The sequence below is a fragment of the Streptococcus oralis genome, from assembly GCF_023109315.1.
In the GTDB taxonomy this organism is placed as follows: domain Bacteria; phylum Bacillota; class Bacilli; order Lactobacillales; family Streptococcaceae; genus Streptococcus; species Streptococcus oralis_BS.
In genome coordinates, this window is sequence record NZ_JALDUF010000002.1 from 83925 (window position 1) to 100649 (window position 16725).

A 16725-nucleotide genomic window follows, 5' to 3' on the forward strand; every position below is an offset into this window, starting at 1 on the left:
GATGGCATTTATCGAAAAAGGTCAAGAAATTGATATTGAAGCAATCAAGGATGCGACCCAGTTGTCACCTGAAGCCTTGCGAAAGAAAGAAGCCCGCGATAGAGAGCTGGCAGCCATCATCTCGGGTGAGGACGACCGAATCCTTTTGGTGATGGGGCCTTGTTCTTCAGACAATGAAGAAGCAGTACTCGAATATGCTCGTCGCTTAGCAGACTTGCAGAAAAAAGTTGCGGATAAAATCTTTATCGTGATGCGTGTCTATACGGCCAAACCTCGTACTAATGGAGATGGCTATAAAGGCATGATTCATCAACCAAATACCAGCGAAGCGCCTAGTCTCATCAATGGTTTGCAGGCTGTTCGTCAGCTACACTATCGAGTGATTACCGAAACGGGATTGACAACAGCTGATGAGATGCTTTATCCGTCAAATCTCGTTTTGGTTGATGACCTGGTCAGCTACCATGCTGTAGGGGCTCGTTCAGTGGAAGACCAAGAACACCGCTTTGTAGCGTCTGGTATTGATGCTCCAGTTGGGATGAAAAATCCAACATCTGGGAACCTTGGGGTCATGTTTAATGCCATCTATGCGGCTCAAAACAAGCAAACCTTCCTTTACCATGGCCAAGAAGTGGAAACTTCAGGAAATCCCTTGGCCCACGTTATCCTTCGTGGTGCCATGAACGAATATGGTAAAAATGAACCCAATTTCTACTATGAAACACTCTTAAATGCCATCAATCGCTATGAGACTATGGGACTTGAAAATCCCTTCATTATCATCGATACCAATCATGACAATTCAGGCAAGCAGTATATGGAACAAATTCGCATTGTTCGTCAGGCCTTGCTGAATCGTGACTGGAATGAAAAGATTAAAAAGACGGTTCGAGGCTTTATGATCGAATCTTACCTAGCAGACGGTCGCCAAAATCAACCAGAGGTCTTTGGTTGCTCCATTACCGACCCTTGTCTAGGATGGGAAAATACAGTAGCCTTGGTAGAAGAAATTTATACTACCTTAACAAAATAAGTGAAAAGGATGGAGTTGGGGGAATCTCAGCTCCTTTTATGAGTATGATAGTTGGACACGGAATTGACATCGAAGAATTGGCTTCGATAGAAAGTGCAGTTACACGACGTGAGGGCTTTGCCAAGCGCGTGCTGACAACTAAGGAAATGGAGCGATTTACCAGTCTCAAAGGGCGCAGACAAATCGAATATTTGGCTGGTCGCTGGTCGGCTAAGGAAGCTTTTTCCAAGGCTATGGGGACAGGAATTGGCAAACTGACCTTTCAGGATTTGGAAGTCTTGAACAATGAACGAGGAGCTCCCTATTTTAGTCAGGCGCCATTTTCAGGAAAAATTTGGCTGTCAATCAGCCATACAGATCAGTTTGTGACAGCCAGTGTCATTTTGGAGGAAAATCATGAAAGCTAGTCCACATAGACCGACCAAGGCTCTGATTCGTTTGGGAGCTATTCGACAAAATATACAACAAATGGGAAGTCATATCCCTAATGATACGCTCAAATTTGCAGTAGTCAAGGCTAATGCTTATGGACATGGAGCGGTAGCTGTTGCAACGGCGATCCAGGATGTTGTTGATGGATTTTGCGTTTCCAATATCGATGAAGCTATCGAGTTGCGTCAAGCAGGTATAAACAAGAAAATCCTCATCTTAGGAGTTTCTGAGCTAGAAGCTGTTTCCCTAGCTAAAGAATACGACATCACCTTGACAGTGGCAGGGTTGGAGTGGATTCAAGCGCTGTTAGACAAGGAAGCAGATTTAACTGGCTTAACTGTTCACCTCAAGATTGACTCAGGAATGGGACGGATTGGTTTTAGAGAGGCCAGTGAGGCTGAGCAGGCTCAAGACTTGCTCAAACAACATGGTGCGCGTGTTGAGGGGATTTTTACCCACTTTGCTACTGCAGATGAGGAATCAGATACTTATTTTAATGCCCAGTTAGAACGCTTTAAAGCTATTTTGGCAAGTATGAAGGAAGTTCCAGAGCTGGTTCATGCCAGCAACTCAGCAACGACCCTCTGGCATGCTGAAACTATTTTCAATGCGGTCCGTATGGGAGATTCCATGTATGGTCTCAATCCAAGTGGAGATGTCTTAGACTTGCCTTATGACTTGACACCAGCCTTGAGTTTGGAGTCTGCTCTGGTCCATGTCAAGACAGTGCCAGCTGGAGCTTGCATGGGCTATGGAGCCACCTATCAGGCGGATAGCGAGCAAGTCATCGCGACCGTGCCAATCGGCTATGCGGATGGTTGGACACGAGACATGCAGAATTTCTCTGTTTTAGTAGATGGACAAGCTTGCCCAATCGTCGGACGGGTTTCTATGGACCAAATCACCATTCGCTTGCCTAAGATTTATCCGCTAGGAACAAAAGTAACCTTGATTGGCTCCAACGGTGACAAGGAAATCACAGCAACTCAGGTAGCTGCCTATCGTGGAACCATTAATTATGAGGTGGTTTGCCTCCTCAGCGATCGCATTCCGAGAGAATATTATTAAAAAAGAAAGGAGTGGAGCATGAATCTACATCAACCCTTGCATGTCTTGCCTGGTGTGGGACCAAAGTCAGCCAAGAAATACGCCAAACTAGGAATTGAAAACTTGCAAGACCTCTTGCTCTACTTTCCTTTCCGTTATGAAGATTTCAAAACCAAGCAGGTGCTAGATCTGGAAGATGGCGAAAAGGCGGTCCTGTCTGGTCAAGTCGTAACTCCTGCTAGTGTACAGTATTATGGCTTTAAGCGCAATCGTCTGCGTTTTAGTCTCAAGCAGGGAGAAGTTGTTTTTGCAGTGAATTTTTTTAACCAACCCTATCTGGCTGATAAGATAGAATTGGGAGCAACTCTTGCTGTCTTTGGAAAATGGGACCGCGCCAAGGCTAGTCTGACAGGGATGAAGGTCCTGGCTCAGGTAGAGGATGATCTCCAGCCTGTCTATCGTCTGGCTCAGGGAATCAGTCAGGCCAGTCTGGTCAAGGTCATCAAGACAGCTTTTGATCAAGGGTTGGACCTCTTGATAGAGGAAAATCTTCCCCAGTCTTTACTGGATAAATACAAACTCATGTCCCGTTGTCAGGCCGTTCGTGCCATGCATTTTCCTAAGGATTTAGCAGAATACAAGCAGGCCCTTCGCCGGATCAAATTTGAGGAACTCTTTTATTTTCAAATGCAGTTGCAGTCACTCAAGTCTGAAAATAGAGTTCAGGGAAGCGGTCTGGTTCTGAATTGGTCCCAGGGAAAAGTGACAGCCGTTAAAGAAAGTCTGCCTTTTGCCCTGACCCAAGCTCAGGAAAAGAGTTTGCAGGAAATTTTGACCGACATGAAGTCCGACCATCACATGAATCGTCTTCTGCAAGGAGATGTAGGGAGCGGAAAGACGGTGGTTGCTGGTTTGGCCATGTTTGCGGCGGTGACGGCTGGCTATCAGGCAGCTCTTATGGTGCCAACAGAAATCCTTGCGGAGCAACACTTTGAGAGTTTACAGAACCTTTTTCCAGACTTGAAACTCGCTCTCTTGACAGGTTCCTTAAAAGCTGTAGAAAAAAGAGAAGTTTTAGAGACCATTGCCAAGGGTGAGGCTGATTTGATTATCGGAACACACGCTCTGATACAGGATGGGGTTGATTATGCTCGTCTTGGTTTGATTATCATCGATGAGCAGCATCGTTTTGGTGTGGGCCAAAGGCGTATTTTACGGGAAAAAGGGGACAATCCTGACGTTCTCATGATGACGGCGACGCCCATTCCACGGACGCTGGCTATCACAGCCTTTGGAGATATGGATGTTTCCATTATTGACCAAATGCCAGCAGGGCGGAAGCCTATTGTGACGCGCTGGATTAAGCATGAGCAACTGGCTCAAGTCTTGACTTGGTTAGAGGGAGAAATTCAAAAAGGTTCGCAAGCCTATGTTATCTCTCCCCTGATTGAAGAATCTGAAGCTCTGGATCTGAAAAATGCCATTGCCTTATCTGAGGAGTTGACGGCTCATTTTGCAGGTAAGGCTGAAGTAGCTCTTCTACATGGTAAGATGAAGAGTGATGAAAAAGACCAGATCATGCAGGAATTCAAAGAGCAAAAAACGGATATTCTAGTATCTACAACTGTTATTGAGGTTGGAGTCAATGTCCCCAATGCGACAGTCATGATCATCATGGATGCCGATCGCTTCGGTCTCAGTCAGCTTCACCAGCTCAGAGGTCGTGTGGGTAGGGGAGACAAGCAGTCTTATGCTGTTCTTGTGGCTAATCCCAAGACGGACTCTGGGAAGGATCGCATGCGCATCATGACAGAAACGACTAATGGATTTGTCCTTGCGGAGGAGGATTTGAAAATGCGTGGTTCGGGTGAGATTTTTGGAACCAGACAGTCAGGCCTACCAGAGTTCCAAGTGGCTGATATTATCGAAGATTTTCCAATTTTAGAAGAAGCCAGGAAGGTTGCCAGCTACATTAGTTCAATAGAAGGATGGCGAGATGATCCGGAGTGGCGCATGATTGCTCTCCACCTAGAAAAGAGAGAACATCTGGATTAAGCCTTTTCTAAGAAATCTATAAGCTAGCTTTTAGGTTTGGATCTTATACTAGAGTCATCAAAAAGAAACGAGGACTCTCACATGACTATTAAAGTAACCTACCAAAAGAAATTCCAAACCGTCAAACTAGAGAAAGGAGCTAGCACCTATTGATAAATAGAGAGCGGAAACGCTCTTTTTATTTTTAAAACTACTTTCAGATGCTCTGTTTGAAGTTAGAGAATCTAAAATCACTTTCTATTTAGCATTCTTTCTTGCATTGCTTTCCTAGATATGCTAGAGTTATGATAGCGATCACAAAACAAAAGGAGCATGATATGAAAAATCCAGCTTTATTAGAAGAAATCAAGACTTATAGAGGACGGGATGAGATTCCAGAAGACTTTGATACTTTTTGGGATGAAGAAGTCAAAAAAGTTTCATCTCTTCCAGCCTACCAGTTGGAGGAAAGAGATTTCCATATTCCCCAAGTCAAGTGCTATGAGCTCACTTTTGAAGGAACCAATGAAGGCAAGGTTTATGTACGTGTCGTCCTTCCAAAGAGTGATGAGAAAGTTCCGCTAATCTTCCATTTCCATGGGTACATGGGACGTGGCTGGGACTGGACTGACATGCTGGCCTTCACCGTGGCTGGTTACGGGGTTGTTTCTATGGACGTTCGAGGCCAGTCGGGCTATTCGCAAGACGGCTTGCGCTCTCCACTAGGAAATACGGTGAAGGGACATATCATCCGTGGTGCTGTGGAAGGTCGGGAACATCTCTTTTATAAGGATGTCTATCTGGATATTTACCAGTTGATCGAAATTGTTGCTAGTCTGCCACAGGTAGATGAGGAAAGACTTTCTAGCTATGGTGCCTCACAAGGAGGAGCTTTAGCTCTGGTTGCAGCAGCGCTCAATCCTCGGATTCAGCGAACAGTTGCCATCTATCCCTTCTTGTCCGACTTTAGACGAGTGCTTGAGATTGGCAATACCAGTGAAGCCTATGACGAACTTTTCCGTTATTTCAAGTTCCACGATCCCTTCCATGAAACAGAGGAGGAAATCATGGCGACTCTTGCCTATATCGATGTGAAGAATCTTGCCCATCGTATCAAAGGAGAGGTCAAGATGATTACGGGCTTGGATGACGATGTTTGCTATCCTATTACCCAGTTTGCGATTTACAACCGTCTGACCTGCGATAAGGCCTATCGCATCATGCCTGAGTATGCCCATGAAGCCATGAATGTTTTTGTCAATGACCAAGTCTACAACTGGCTCTGTGGCAGTGAGATTCCTTTTAAGTATGTAAAATAATGAATGAGAGAGCCCAGGAGCTCTCTTTTTTATGTCCAAAACCTGAAAGTACTTTTAGAAAATTTAAAATATTAAAATGTTCTTAAAAGTAAAATCTATTCTGCAGGAACACAGATATAAATATAAGACTTTATTGTATAATAAAGGAAAAGTCACTTATGAAAGGAGGAAAAAGGCTGCTGGGCGCTTAAAGAATGGCTCAGCAGAAAATGGGAGAGGATTGGGAGCTCTCATTGAGTTGGTTACTTTCTTGTAAAACTTGTCTCTTGAAGAGACAATAAAAATTTTTAAAGAAAAAAGAAAGCGCTTTATTTTATGAAAAATGAAAGGACAAACATGAATTACAAATCTTTAGATCGGAAACAGCGATACGGAATTCGAAAATTTGCAGTTGGTGCAGCATCGGTAGTGATTGGTACAGTGGTATTTGGAGCAAATCCAGTCTTAGCTCAAGAGCAAGCCAATGCAGCAGGGGCCAATACAGAAACTGTCAAACCTGGTCAAGGTTTATCAGAATTGCCAAAAGAAGCGTCCTCGGGAGATCTTGCTCATTTGGATAAGGATTTGGCTGGTAAATTGGCAGCAGCACAAGACAACGGCGTTGAGGTGGACCAAGATCACTTGAAAAAAAATGAGAGTGCAGAATCAGAAACCCCATCCTCTACCGAAACCCCTGCAGAAGAAGCAAATAAGGAAGAGGAATCAGAGGATCAGGGTGCTATTCCTCGTGACTATTACTCAAGAGATTTAAAAAATGCTAATCCTGTCCTTGAAAAAGAAGACGTTGAAACCAATGCAGCAAATGGTCAGAGAGTTGATTTATCAAATGAACTAGACAAACTAAAGCAACTAAAAAATGCTACAGTTCACATGGAGTTCAAACCAGATGCATCAGCTCCACGTTTTTACAATCTCTTTTCTGTATCCAGTGACACCAAGGAAAATGAGTACTTTACTATGTCGGTCCTTGATAATACAGCTCTTATTGAAGGGCGTGGCGCTAATGGGGAGCAGTTCTATGATAAGTATACAGATGCTCCTTTGAAAGTTCGCCCTGGACAATGGAATTCCGTGACCTTTACTGTCGAACAACCAACAGCGGAGTTACCTCATGGTCGAGTTCGTCTCTATGTGAATGGTGTCTTATCTCGAACAAGTCTCAAATCTGGTAACTTCGTCAAAGATATGCCAGATGTTAATCAAGCTCAACTTGGAGCAACCAAACGGGGCAATAAAACAGTTTGGGCATCAAACCTACAAGTACGAAACTTAACCGTTTATGATCGTGCTTTAAGCCCAGATGAAGTTCAAACACGGAGTCAATTATTTGAAAGAGGTGAATTGGAACAGAAACTTCCTGAGGGAGCAAAAGTCACTGAGAAAGAAGACGTCTTTGAAGGTGGTAGGAACAATCAACCAAATAAAGATGGCATCAAGAGTTATCGTATCCCAGCTCTTCTCAAGACAGATAAAGGAACACTGATTGCAGGAGCAGATGAACGCCGTCTCCATTCGAGTGACTGGGGAGATATTGGCATGGTCATCAGACGCAGTGAAGATAATGGTAAAACTTGGGGAGATCGAGTAACTATTACCAACCTACGTGACAATCCAAAGGCTTCTGATCCATCAATCGGTTCACCAGTGAATATTGATATGACCTTGACTCAAGATCCTGAAACCAAACGCATCTTTGCCATTTATGACATGTTCCCAGAAGGAAAAGGGATCTTTGGAATGTCTTCGCAAAAAGAAGAAGCCTACAAAGAAATCAATGGTAAAACCTATCAAATCCTCTATCGAGAAGGTGAACAGGAAGCTTATACTATTCGAGAAAATGGTACAGTTTACACTCCAGATGGTAAAGCAACAGACTACCGCGTTGTTGTAGATCCTGTTAAACCGGCCTATAGCGATAAGGGTGATCTATACAAGGGTGACCAGCTGCTAGGCAATATCTACTTCACAACAAACAAAACATCTCCATTTAGAATTGCGAAGGATAGCTACCTATGGATGTCCTATAGTGATGACGACGGGAAGACCTGGTCAGCGCCTCAAGATATTACTCCGATGGTCAAAGCCGATTGGATGAAATTTTTAGGTGTTGGGCCTGGAGTGGGGATTACCCTTCGTACTGGACCACATAAAGGTCGAATCGTCGTTCCTGTCTATACGACCAACCGGGCTAACCACCTCAATGGTTCTCAATCATCTCGAATCATCTACTCAGACGACCATGGTAAGACTTGGCATATGGGTGGTGGTGTCAACGACAATCGTACACTTTATGATGGTACAGTGGTTGATTCAAGCACCATGAGCAATTATTATGCTCAAAATACGGAAGCTTCTGTTGTTCAGTTAAACAATGGAGATCTTAAACTCTTTATGCGAGGATTGACAGAAGATCTACAGGTTGCAACCAGTCATGATGGTGGTCTAACTTGGGACAATAACGTTGAACGTTACGACGTGCCAGACGTTTATGTTCAAATGGCTGCGACTCATACGGTTCAAAATGGTAAAGAGTATATTCTCTTGGCAAATGCGAACGGTCCTGGTCGTAAAAATGGGTATATTCGAGTGGCTCGTGTAGAAGAAGATGGTCAGCTAACTTGGTTGCACCACCATTTGATTCAAGAAGGTGAGTATGCTTATAACTCACTTCAACAAATCGGGCCAGATGAATTTGGACTTTTATATGAACACCATGCTCCTGGAGGAGTTCCGTACACACTTTCCTTTAAGAAATTTAACTGGGATTTCTTGACTAAGGAAAGAATTTCTCCTAAAGAAGCAAAAGTAAAATATGCTATCCAAAAATGGCCAGGTATCATTGCCATGGAGTTCGATTCGGAAGTATTGGTAAACAAGGCTCCGACCCTTCAATTGGCAAATGGCAAGACAGCAACCTTTATGACCCAGTACGATACAAAAACACTCCTATTTACAGTGGATCCAGAGGATATGGGGCAAAGGATTACAGGTCTATCTGAGGGTGCAATTGAAAGCATGCACAATTTACCAGTTTCTTTAGCTGGCTCTAAACTAAGCGATGGTATTAATGGCAGTGAAGCTGCTATCCATGAGGTTCCAGAGTTTACAGGAGGCGTTAATGCAGGAGAAGCTGCTGTGGCAGAGATACCAGAGTACACAGGTTCATTAGCAACAGTAGGAGAAGAGCCAGCTCCAACGGTAGAAAAATCGGAATTCACAGGAGGCGTTAATGCAGAAGAAGCGGCTGTGGCAGAGGTACCAGAGTACACGGGTCCATTGGCAACAGCAGGTGAAGAACCAGCTCCAACGGTAGAAAAACCGGAATTCACAGGTGGTGTAAATGCAGAAGAAGCGGCTGTGGCAGAGGTACCAGAGTACACCGGTCCATTGGCAACAGTAGGTGAAGAACCGGCTCCAACGGTAGAAAAACCAGAATTCACAGGTGGTGTCAATGCAGTTGAGGCAGCAGTCCATGAACTTCCAGAGTTCAAGGGTGGTGTCAATGCAGTTCAAGCAGCTTCAAATGAGGTTCCGGAATATAGCGGAGGTGCTAACTTTGTCTTGGCAGCTTCAAATGACCTGCCAGAATATAAGGGTGGAGTCAATGGCGCTGAGGCAGCAGTCCATGAAGTGTCAGAGTACAAGGGAGAAACTAATCTAGTATTGGCAGCTGCAGACAATAAACTATCTCTAGGACAAGATGTGACCTATCAAGCTCCAGCAGCTAAACAAGATGAACTTCCAAATACAGGAAGCAAGGAAACAAGCTCACTGATGTCCCTTGGTCTTTCAGGTATGCTTTTATCCTTGTTTGCATTAGGCAAGAGGAGAAAAGAATAATAAGAAAAGCTATTTGAGTAAGTCTCAGAAGAGATAGCAGGTTTTTCAGCCTGCTATCTTTTTTGATGACATTCAGGTTGATTCGAAATCATAAGATGTCTGAAACTACTTTCAGGATAGTCTGTTCTATAAAATACTTTTGAAACTGAAATCTATTCTACCACAAGCTATTGAAAGCGCTTAACAAATAATATATAATAAGCCCATAAGAACAAGAAAGGGAGGAAAGAGGATGCCACAGATCAGCAAAGAAGCCTTGATTGAACAAATCAAAGATGGAATCATTGTCTCTTGCCAGGCACTTCCTCACGAACCGCTTTACACAGAAGCGGGAGGAGTCATTCCCTTGCTAGTCAAAGCGGCTGAGCAAGGTGGAGCAGTCGGTATCCGAGCAAACAGTGTTCGCGATATCAAGGAGATCAAGGAGGTTACGAAACTCCCAATTATCGGAATCATCAAACGTGACTATCCGCCACAGGAGCCCTTCATTACAGCTACGATGAGAGAAGTGGATGAACTGGCTGAACTAGATATTGAGGTCATTGCTCTGGATTGTACCAAACGTGAACGTTACGACGGTTTGGAAATCCAAGACTTTATCCGACAAGTCAAAGAAAAGTATCCGCATCAACTCTTAATGGCTGATACCAGCACGTTTGAAGAAGGAATAGCAGCAGTTGAGGCAGGTGTTGATTTTGTTGGAACAACCCTGTCAGGTTACACCTCTTATAGTCCTAAGGTAGATGGTCCAGACTTTGAACTGATCAAAAAACTGTGTGAAGCAGGTGTGGATGTCATCGCTGAAGGGAAGATTCACACACCAGAACAAGCCAAGCAAATCCTTGAATATGGGGTGCGAGGTATCGTTGTTGGTGGAGCGATTACTAGACCAAAAGAGATTACGGAACGCTTTGTTGCCGGTCTTAAATAACATAATCTCAAAACAGAGGAGAGTGGTCGATGCGTCGGATAAAATGAAAACGTATACAAATAGAAGCTTACTCACTATCCAATATGGACACGCTTAACAATTAGGAGAATACAAATGAAATTTAGAAAACTAGCTTGTACAGTACTTGCGGGTGCTGCGATTCTTGGCCTTGCGGCTTGTGGTAACTCTGGTGGAAGTAAAGATGCTGCAAATTCTGGTAGCGATAGCGGAAAAACAGAAATCACTTGGTGGGCATTCCCAGTCTTCACACAAGAAAAAACGGGTGACGGTGTTGGAACTTATGAAAAATCAATCATCGAAGCTTTTGAAAAAGCAAATCCAGATGTAAAAGTGAAATTGGAAACCATCGACTTCAAGTCAGGTCCTGAAAAGATCACAACAGCCATCGAAGCAGGAACAGCACCAGACGTACTCTTTGACGCACCAGGACGTATCATCCAATACGGTAAAAATGGTAAATTGGCTGAGTTGAACGACCTCTTCACAGACGAATTCGTCAAAGATGTCAATAATGAAAACATCGTACAAGCAAGTAAGGCTGGTGACAAAGCTTACATGTATCCAATCAGTTCAGCTCCATTCTACATGGCTATGAACAAGAAAATGTTGGAAGATGCTGGAGTTGCAAACCTTGTAAAAGAAGGTTGGACAACTGATGACTTTGAAAAAGTTTTGAAAGCGCTTAAAGATAAAGGCTATACACCAGGTTCATTGTTCAGTTCTGGTCAAGGGGGAGACCAAGGAACACGTGCCTTCATTGCAAATCTTTATGGCGGTTCTGTAACAGACAAAGACGTAACTAAATATACAACTGACGATCCTAAATTCGTCAAAGGTCTTGAAAAAGCTGCTAGCTGGATCAAGGACGGTTTGTTGAACAATGGTTCACAATTTGACGGTGGAGCAGATATCCAAAACTTTGCCAACGGTCAAACTTCATATACAATCCTTTGGGCACCAGCTCAAAACGGTATCCAAGCGAAACTCTTGGAAGCAAGTAAGGTAGACGTGGTAGAAGTACCATTCCCATCAGACTCTGGTAAACCATCTCTTGAATACCTTGTAAACGGATTTGCAGTATTTAACAACAAAGACGACAAGAAAATCGCAGCTGCTAAGAAATTCGTTCAATTCATCGCAGATGACAAAGAATGGGGTCCTAAAGACGTTGTTCGTACAGGTGCCTTCCCAGTTCGTACTTCATTTGGCAAACTTTATGAAGACAAACGTATGGAAACAATCAGCAGCTGGACTAAATACTACTCACCATACTACAACACTATCGATGGATTTGCTGAAATGAGAACACTTTGGTTCCCAATGTTGCAATCTGTGTCAAATGGTGACGAAAAACCAGCGGATGCTTTGAAAGCCTTCACTGAAAAAGCTAACGAAACAATCAAAAAAGCTACAAAACAATAAGCACTAAGTCAGATTGATTCCCCCCTTTTCCCTGTGCACTATGGTGTAAGAAAAGGGGGGGACTTTTGTTTGAAATGGTAGGAACTGTCACGAAATTAAAATGAAGTTCTTACATAAGCGAATCTTAAAAAATTTCATTTTGGTTTTAAAACAGTTCAAGAAAATCAAAAACTATTCTATTTGAAAGAGAGGTGCCGACTGTGAAAGTCAATAAAATTCGTATGCGGGAAACAGTGATTTCCTATGCTTTCCTAGCACCAGTGTTATTCTTCTTTGTGATCTTTGTCTTGGCTCCTATGATTATGGGGTTCATTACAAGTTTCTTTAACTACTCCATGACCAGCTTTGAGTTTGTTGGTTTGGACAACTACATTCGCATGTTTAAAGATCCTGTCTTTACCAAGTCTTTGATCAATACCGTTATCCTAGTTATTGGATCAGTACCGATTGTGGTTCTCTTCTCGCTCTTTGTAGCATCTCAAACCTATCATCAAAATGCGATTGCCCGTTCTTTCTATCGTTTCGTCTTCTTCCTTCCTGTAGTTACAGGTAGTGTTGCCGTAACGGTTGTATGGAAATGGATTTATGATCCCCTATCAGGGATTCTAAACTTTGTCCTTAAGTCAAGTCACATCATCAGTCAAAACATTTCTTGGCTGGGTGATAAAAACTGGGCTTTGCTAGCGATTATGATTATCCTTTTGACAACATCTGTTGGTCAGCCGATTATCCTTTATATCGCTGCTATGGGGAATATTGATAACTCACTTGTTGAAGCAGCGCGTGTAGACGGTGCGACTGAGTTCCAAGTCTTCTGGAAGATCAAATGGCCTAGCCTTCTTCCAACAACTCTTTACATCGCGATCATCACAACCATCAACTCATTCCAATGTTTCGCCTTGATTCAGCTCTTGACTTCTGGTGGTCCAAACTATTCAACAAGTACCTTGATGTACTACCTTTACGAAAAAGCCTTCCAATTGACAGAATACGGCTATGCCAATACCATCGGTGTCTTCTTGGCAGTGATGATTGCCATTGTCAGCTTTGCTCAATTCAAGATCCTCGGAAACGACGTAGAATACTAAAGAAAGGAGACAGTTATGCAACCTACACAAAAGAAACCCTTAACAGCTTTCACTGTTATCTCAACGATTATCTTGCTCTTGTTGACCGTACTGTTCATCTTTCCATTCTACTGGATCTTGACAGGGGCCTTCAAATCACAGCCTGATACCATTATGATTCCACCACAGTGGTTCCCTAAAATGCCAACCATGGAGAACTTTCAACAACTCATGGTGCAAAACCCTGCTATGCAGTGGATGTGGAACTCTGTATTTATCTCACTAGTAACCATGTTCCTAGTCTGTGCAACTTCTTCTCTAGCAGGTTATGTCTTGGCTAAGAAACGTTTCTATGGTCAACGCATCCTCTTTGCAGTCTTTATCGCTGCCATGGCACTTCCAAAACAAGTTGTCCTTGTACCATTGGTACGTATCGTCAACTTCATGGGAATCCATGACACTCTTTGGGCAGTTATCTTGCCTTTGATCGGATGGCCATTTGGGGTCTTCCTTATGAAACAATTCAGCGAAAACATCCCTACAGAATTGCTTGAATCAGCTAAAATCGACGGTTGTGGTGAGATTCGTACTTTCTGGAGCGTAGCCTTCCCAATTGTGAAACCAGGATTTGCAGCCCTTGCAATCTTTACCTTCATCAATACTTGGAACGACTACTTTATGCAGTTGGTTATGTTGACTTCACGTCAAAACTTGACCATCTCACTCGGGGTTGCGACCATGCAGGCTGAAATGGCAACCAACTATGGTTTGATCATGGCAGGTGCAGCTCTTGCAGCCGTGCCAATCGTAACCGTCTTCCTTGTCTTCCAAAAATCCTTCACTCAGGGTATTACTATGGGAGCTGTTAAAGGATAATACTCTGCGAAAATCGAATTCAAACTACGTCAGCATCACCTTGCCATACTTAAGTATTGCCTGCGGTTAGCTTCCTAGTTTGTTCTTCGATTTTCATTGAGTATAGGAAAAACTGTCTATCAAAATTCAGAAGAATATGTTATAGACTAAGAGAAATATAGTTTCATAAGTGTCTACAAAATGGAGAGTATGCAGTTACTTCGTGAAGTTTTGTCAGACACTTATCAACTTAAGAATAAACTCTTTTCATGATACTAGTTAGAGTAGGTTCGTTTTATGGTAACTATTTTCCGCTTTAGTGGTATCTAAGATAAGCATCTTACGCTTATCTTAGACGGAATTTTTGAGACTGACGATGAAAGAGCAAAAGACTCAAAAATTAGGAATGAAATACCGAAGGAATTTGCTTCCGCCTGCACTATTACAGGGAATAGAGGATGAACATTAGGAACTGAAAAATAGTAACTATCAGAAACGAAGGAAACAGTATGATTTTTGACGATTTGAAAAACATCGCCTTTTACAAGGGAATCCATCCCAATCTAGACAAGGCTATCGACTATCTCTATCAGCACCGTAAGGATTCTTTCGAACTCGGTAAGTATGAGATTGACGGGGACAAGGTCTTTCTAGTTGTTCAGGAAAATGTCCTCAATCAAGCTAAAAATGATCAATTTGAACACCATAAGAATTATGCAGACTTGCATTTGCTGGTAGAAGGACATGAATATTCGAGCTACGGTTCACGTATCAAAGACGAAGCAGTAGCATTCGACGAAGCGAGCGACATTGGCTTTGTCCATTGTCATGAAAAATACCCACTCTTGTTGGGCTATCACAATTTTGCAATTTTCTTCCCAGGAGAACCACACCAGCCAAATGGCTACGCAGGGATGGAAGAAAAAGTTCGCAAGTATCTCTTTAAAATTTTGATTGATTAAAAGAATCAGGAGGAGCAAACATGGCACAAAAAGGAGTAAGCCTTATCAAGGCAGCATTTGATACAGATAATTTTCTCATGCGTTTCAGTGAGAAGGTTTTGGATATCGTTACAGTCAATCTTCTTTTTGTCGTCTCTTGTTTGCCCATCGTGACGATTGGAGTGGCGAAAATCAGCCTCTATGAGACTATGTTCGAGATTAAGAGAAGCAGACGGGTACCAGTCTTTAGAACTTATATAAGGGCCTTCAAGCAAAATTTGAAACTGGGGCTTCAGTTAGGTTTGCTGGAGTTAGGAATTGTTTTGCTGAGTCTTTTAGACCTCTATCTCTTCTGGGGACAGACTGCTTTGCCTTTCCAGATTGTGAAAGCTATATGTTTGGGGATTCTCATCTTCCTCACTCTGGTGATGTTGGCTAGTTATCCCATCGCTGCGCGCTATGATTTGTCTTGGAAAGAAGTGCTGCAAAAAGGGCTTATCTTGGCAAGTTTTAACTTTCCTTGGTTCTTCCTCATGTTAGCCATTCTCTTTCTCATAGTGATGGTTCTTTATCTATCCGCCTTCACTCTCCTTTTGGGTGGGTCAGCTTTTATCCTCTTTGGTTTTGGTTTGCTGGTCTTTCTCCAAGCAGGATTGATGGAGAAAATCTTCGCCAAATACCAGTAGGATGGCTTGTTTCTGAAACTACTTTCAATCGTTACAGTTTCTAAAATACAAGTAGAAACTAAAATCTAAGTGTATACAAGATATTGAAAGCGATTTTCACAAGGTGTATACTAAACTTGTAAAAAATAGAACTGCTCTCAGCAGAAAAAAAGAAATCTTAGGAGAAAATCTATGTCAGATTTGAAAAAATACGAAGGTGTCATTCCAGCCTTCTACGCATGTTATGATGATCAAGGAGAAGTCAGTCCAGAGCGTACGCGTGCCTTGGTTCAATACTTCATTGATAAGGGAGTTCAAGGTCTCTATGTCAATGGTTCTTCTGGTGAATGTATCTACCAAAGTGTGGCAGATCGCAAGTTGATTTTGGAAGAAGTTATGGCAGTTGCCAAAGGTAAATTGACTATCATTGCTCACGTTGCTTGCAACAATACAAAAGACAGTATTGAACTTGCTCGCCACGCAGAAAGTTTGGGTGTAGATGCCATTGCAACGATTCCACCGATTTACTTCCGCTTGCCTGAGTACTCAGTTGCCAAATACTGGAACGATATCAGTGCTGCAGCTCCAAACACAGACTATGTTATCTACAACATTCCTCAATTAGCAGGTGTTGCTTTGACTCCAAGCCTTTACACTGAAATGTTGAAGAATCCTCGTGTTATCGGTGTTAAGAACTCTTCTATGCCAGTTCAAGATATCCAAACCTTTGTCAGCCTTGGTGGAGAAGACCACATCGTCTTTAATGGTCCAGATGAACAGTTCCTAGGTGGTCGCCTCATGGGTGCTAAAGCTGGTATTGGTGGTACTTATGGCGCGATGCCAGAACTCTTCTTGAAACTCAATCAGTTGATTGCAGAGAAAGATTTGGAAACAGCGCGTGAATTGCAATACGCTATCAATGCAATCATTGGCAAACTCACTTCTGCACATGGAAATATGTACGGTGTCATCAAAGAAGTATTGAAAATCAATGAAGGTTTGAACATTGGTTCAGTTCGTTCACCATTGACACCAGTGACTGAAGAAGATCGACCAGTTGTAGAAGCAGCAGCGCAATTGATTCGTGAAACCAAGGAGCGCTTCCTCTAATCCATAAG

General features: G+C 42.8%; 13 protein-coding genes. All 13 read left to right on the forward strand.

The window, feature by feature from the left end:
* Position 1: 1 nt before the first annotated feature.
* On the forward strand, positions 2-1033 hold the full coding sequence (locus M1F74_RS03125; protein ID WP_247946253.1) for a 3-deoxy-7-phosphoheptulonate synthase: 1032 nt from the start codon (positions 2-4) through the stop codon (positions 1031-1033).
* A 44-nt stretch (positions 1034-1077) separates the two neighbouring features.
* Positions 1078-1440: a holo-ACP synthase gene (acpS, locus tag M1F74_RS03130; RefSeq protein ID WP_084911410.1), complete on the forward strand. Its 363-nt coding sequence runs from the start codon at positions 1078-1080 to the stop codon at positions 1438-1440.
* Positions 1430-2533 (forward strand): alanine racemase, encoded by a 1104-nt coding sequence (alr, locus tag M1F74_RS03135; RefSeq protein WP_247946254.1) that lies wholly within the window; start codon positions 1430-1432, stop codon positions 2531-2533. The genes acpS and alr overlap by 11 nt, the downstream gene beginning before the upstream one ends.
* Positions 2534-2551: 18 nt before the next feature.
* Complete coding sequence (recG, locus tag M1F74_RS03140) at positions 2552-4567, forward strand: ATP-dependent DNA helicase RecG (RefSeq protein ID WP_247946255.1); 2016 nt, start codon at positions 2552-2554, stop codon at positions 4565-4567.
* A 317-nt stretch (positions 4568-4884) separates the two neighbouring features.
* Complete coding sequence (locus M1F74_RS03145; RefSeq protein WP_247946256.1) at positions 4885-5865, forward strand: acetylxylan esterase; 981 nt, start codon at positions 4885-4887, stop codon at positions 5863-5865.
* Positions 5866-6201: 336 nt separating this feature from the next.
* Positions 6202-9705 (forward strand): SIALI-17 repeat-containing surface protein, encoded by a 3504-nt coding sequence (locus tag M1F74_RS03150; protein WP_247946257.1) that lies wholly within the window; start codon positions 6202-6204, stop codon positions 9703-9705.
* 232 nt (positions 9706-9937) lie between these two features.
* Positions 9938-10636 carry an N-acetylmannosamine-6-phosphate 2-epimerase gene (locus M1F74_RS03155; RefSeq protein WP_001135660.1) on the forward strand — a complete coding sequence of 233 codons (699 nt, stop codon included), beginning with the start codon at positions 9938-9940 and terminating at the stop codon, positions 10634-10636.
* Positions 10637-10750: 114 nt separating this feature from the next.
* Complete coding sequence (locus tag M1F74_RS03160) at positions 10751-12079, forward strand: ABC transporter substrate-binding protein (RefSeq protein ID WP_247946258.1); 1329 nt, start codon at positions 10751-10753, stop codon at positions 12077-12079.
* 221 nt (positions 12080-12300) lie between these two features.
* Positions 12301-13167, forward strand: coding sequence for a carbohydrate ABC transporter permease (locus tag M1F74_RS03165; RefSeq protein WP_001209417.1), 867 nt, complete (start codon positions 12301-12303; stop codon positions 13165-13167).
* Between the two features lie 15 nt (positions 13168-13182).
* Positions 13183-14022 carry a carbohydrate ABC transporter permease gene (locus M1F74_RS03170; RefSeq protein ID WP_001183243.1) on the forward strand — a complete coding sequence of 280 codons (840 nt, stop codon included), beginning with the start codon at positions 13183-13185 and terminating at the stop codon, positions 14020-14022.
* A gap of 488 nt (positions 14023-14510) precedes the next feature.
* Positions 14511-14963, forward strand: coding sequence for a YhcH/YjgK/YiaL family protein (locus M1F74_RS03175; RefSeq protein ID WP_198464462.1), 453 nt, complete (start codon positions 14511-14513; stop codon positions 14961-14963).
* Positions 14964-14983: 20 nt separating this feature from the next.
* The gene (locus tag M1F74_RS03180; RefSeq protein WP_247946259.1) at positions 14984-15628 is read left to right on the forward strand and encodes a YesL family protein; all 645 of its coding nucleotides are present in this window, start codon (positions 14984-14986) and stop codon (positions 15626-15628) included.
* Between the two features lie 171 nt (positions 15629-15799).
* Positions 15800-16717, forward strand: a complete 918-nt coding sequence (locus M1F74_RS03185) for a dihydrodipicolinate synthase family protein (RefSeq protein ID WP_247946260.1) — start codon at positions 15800-15802, stop codon at positions 16715-16717.
* The last annotated feature ends 8 nt before the right edge of the window (positions 16718-16725 follow it).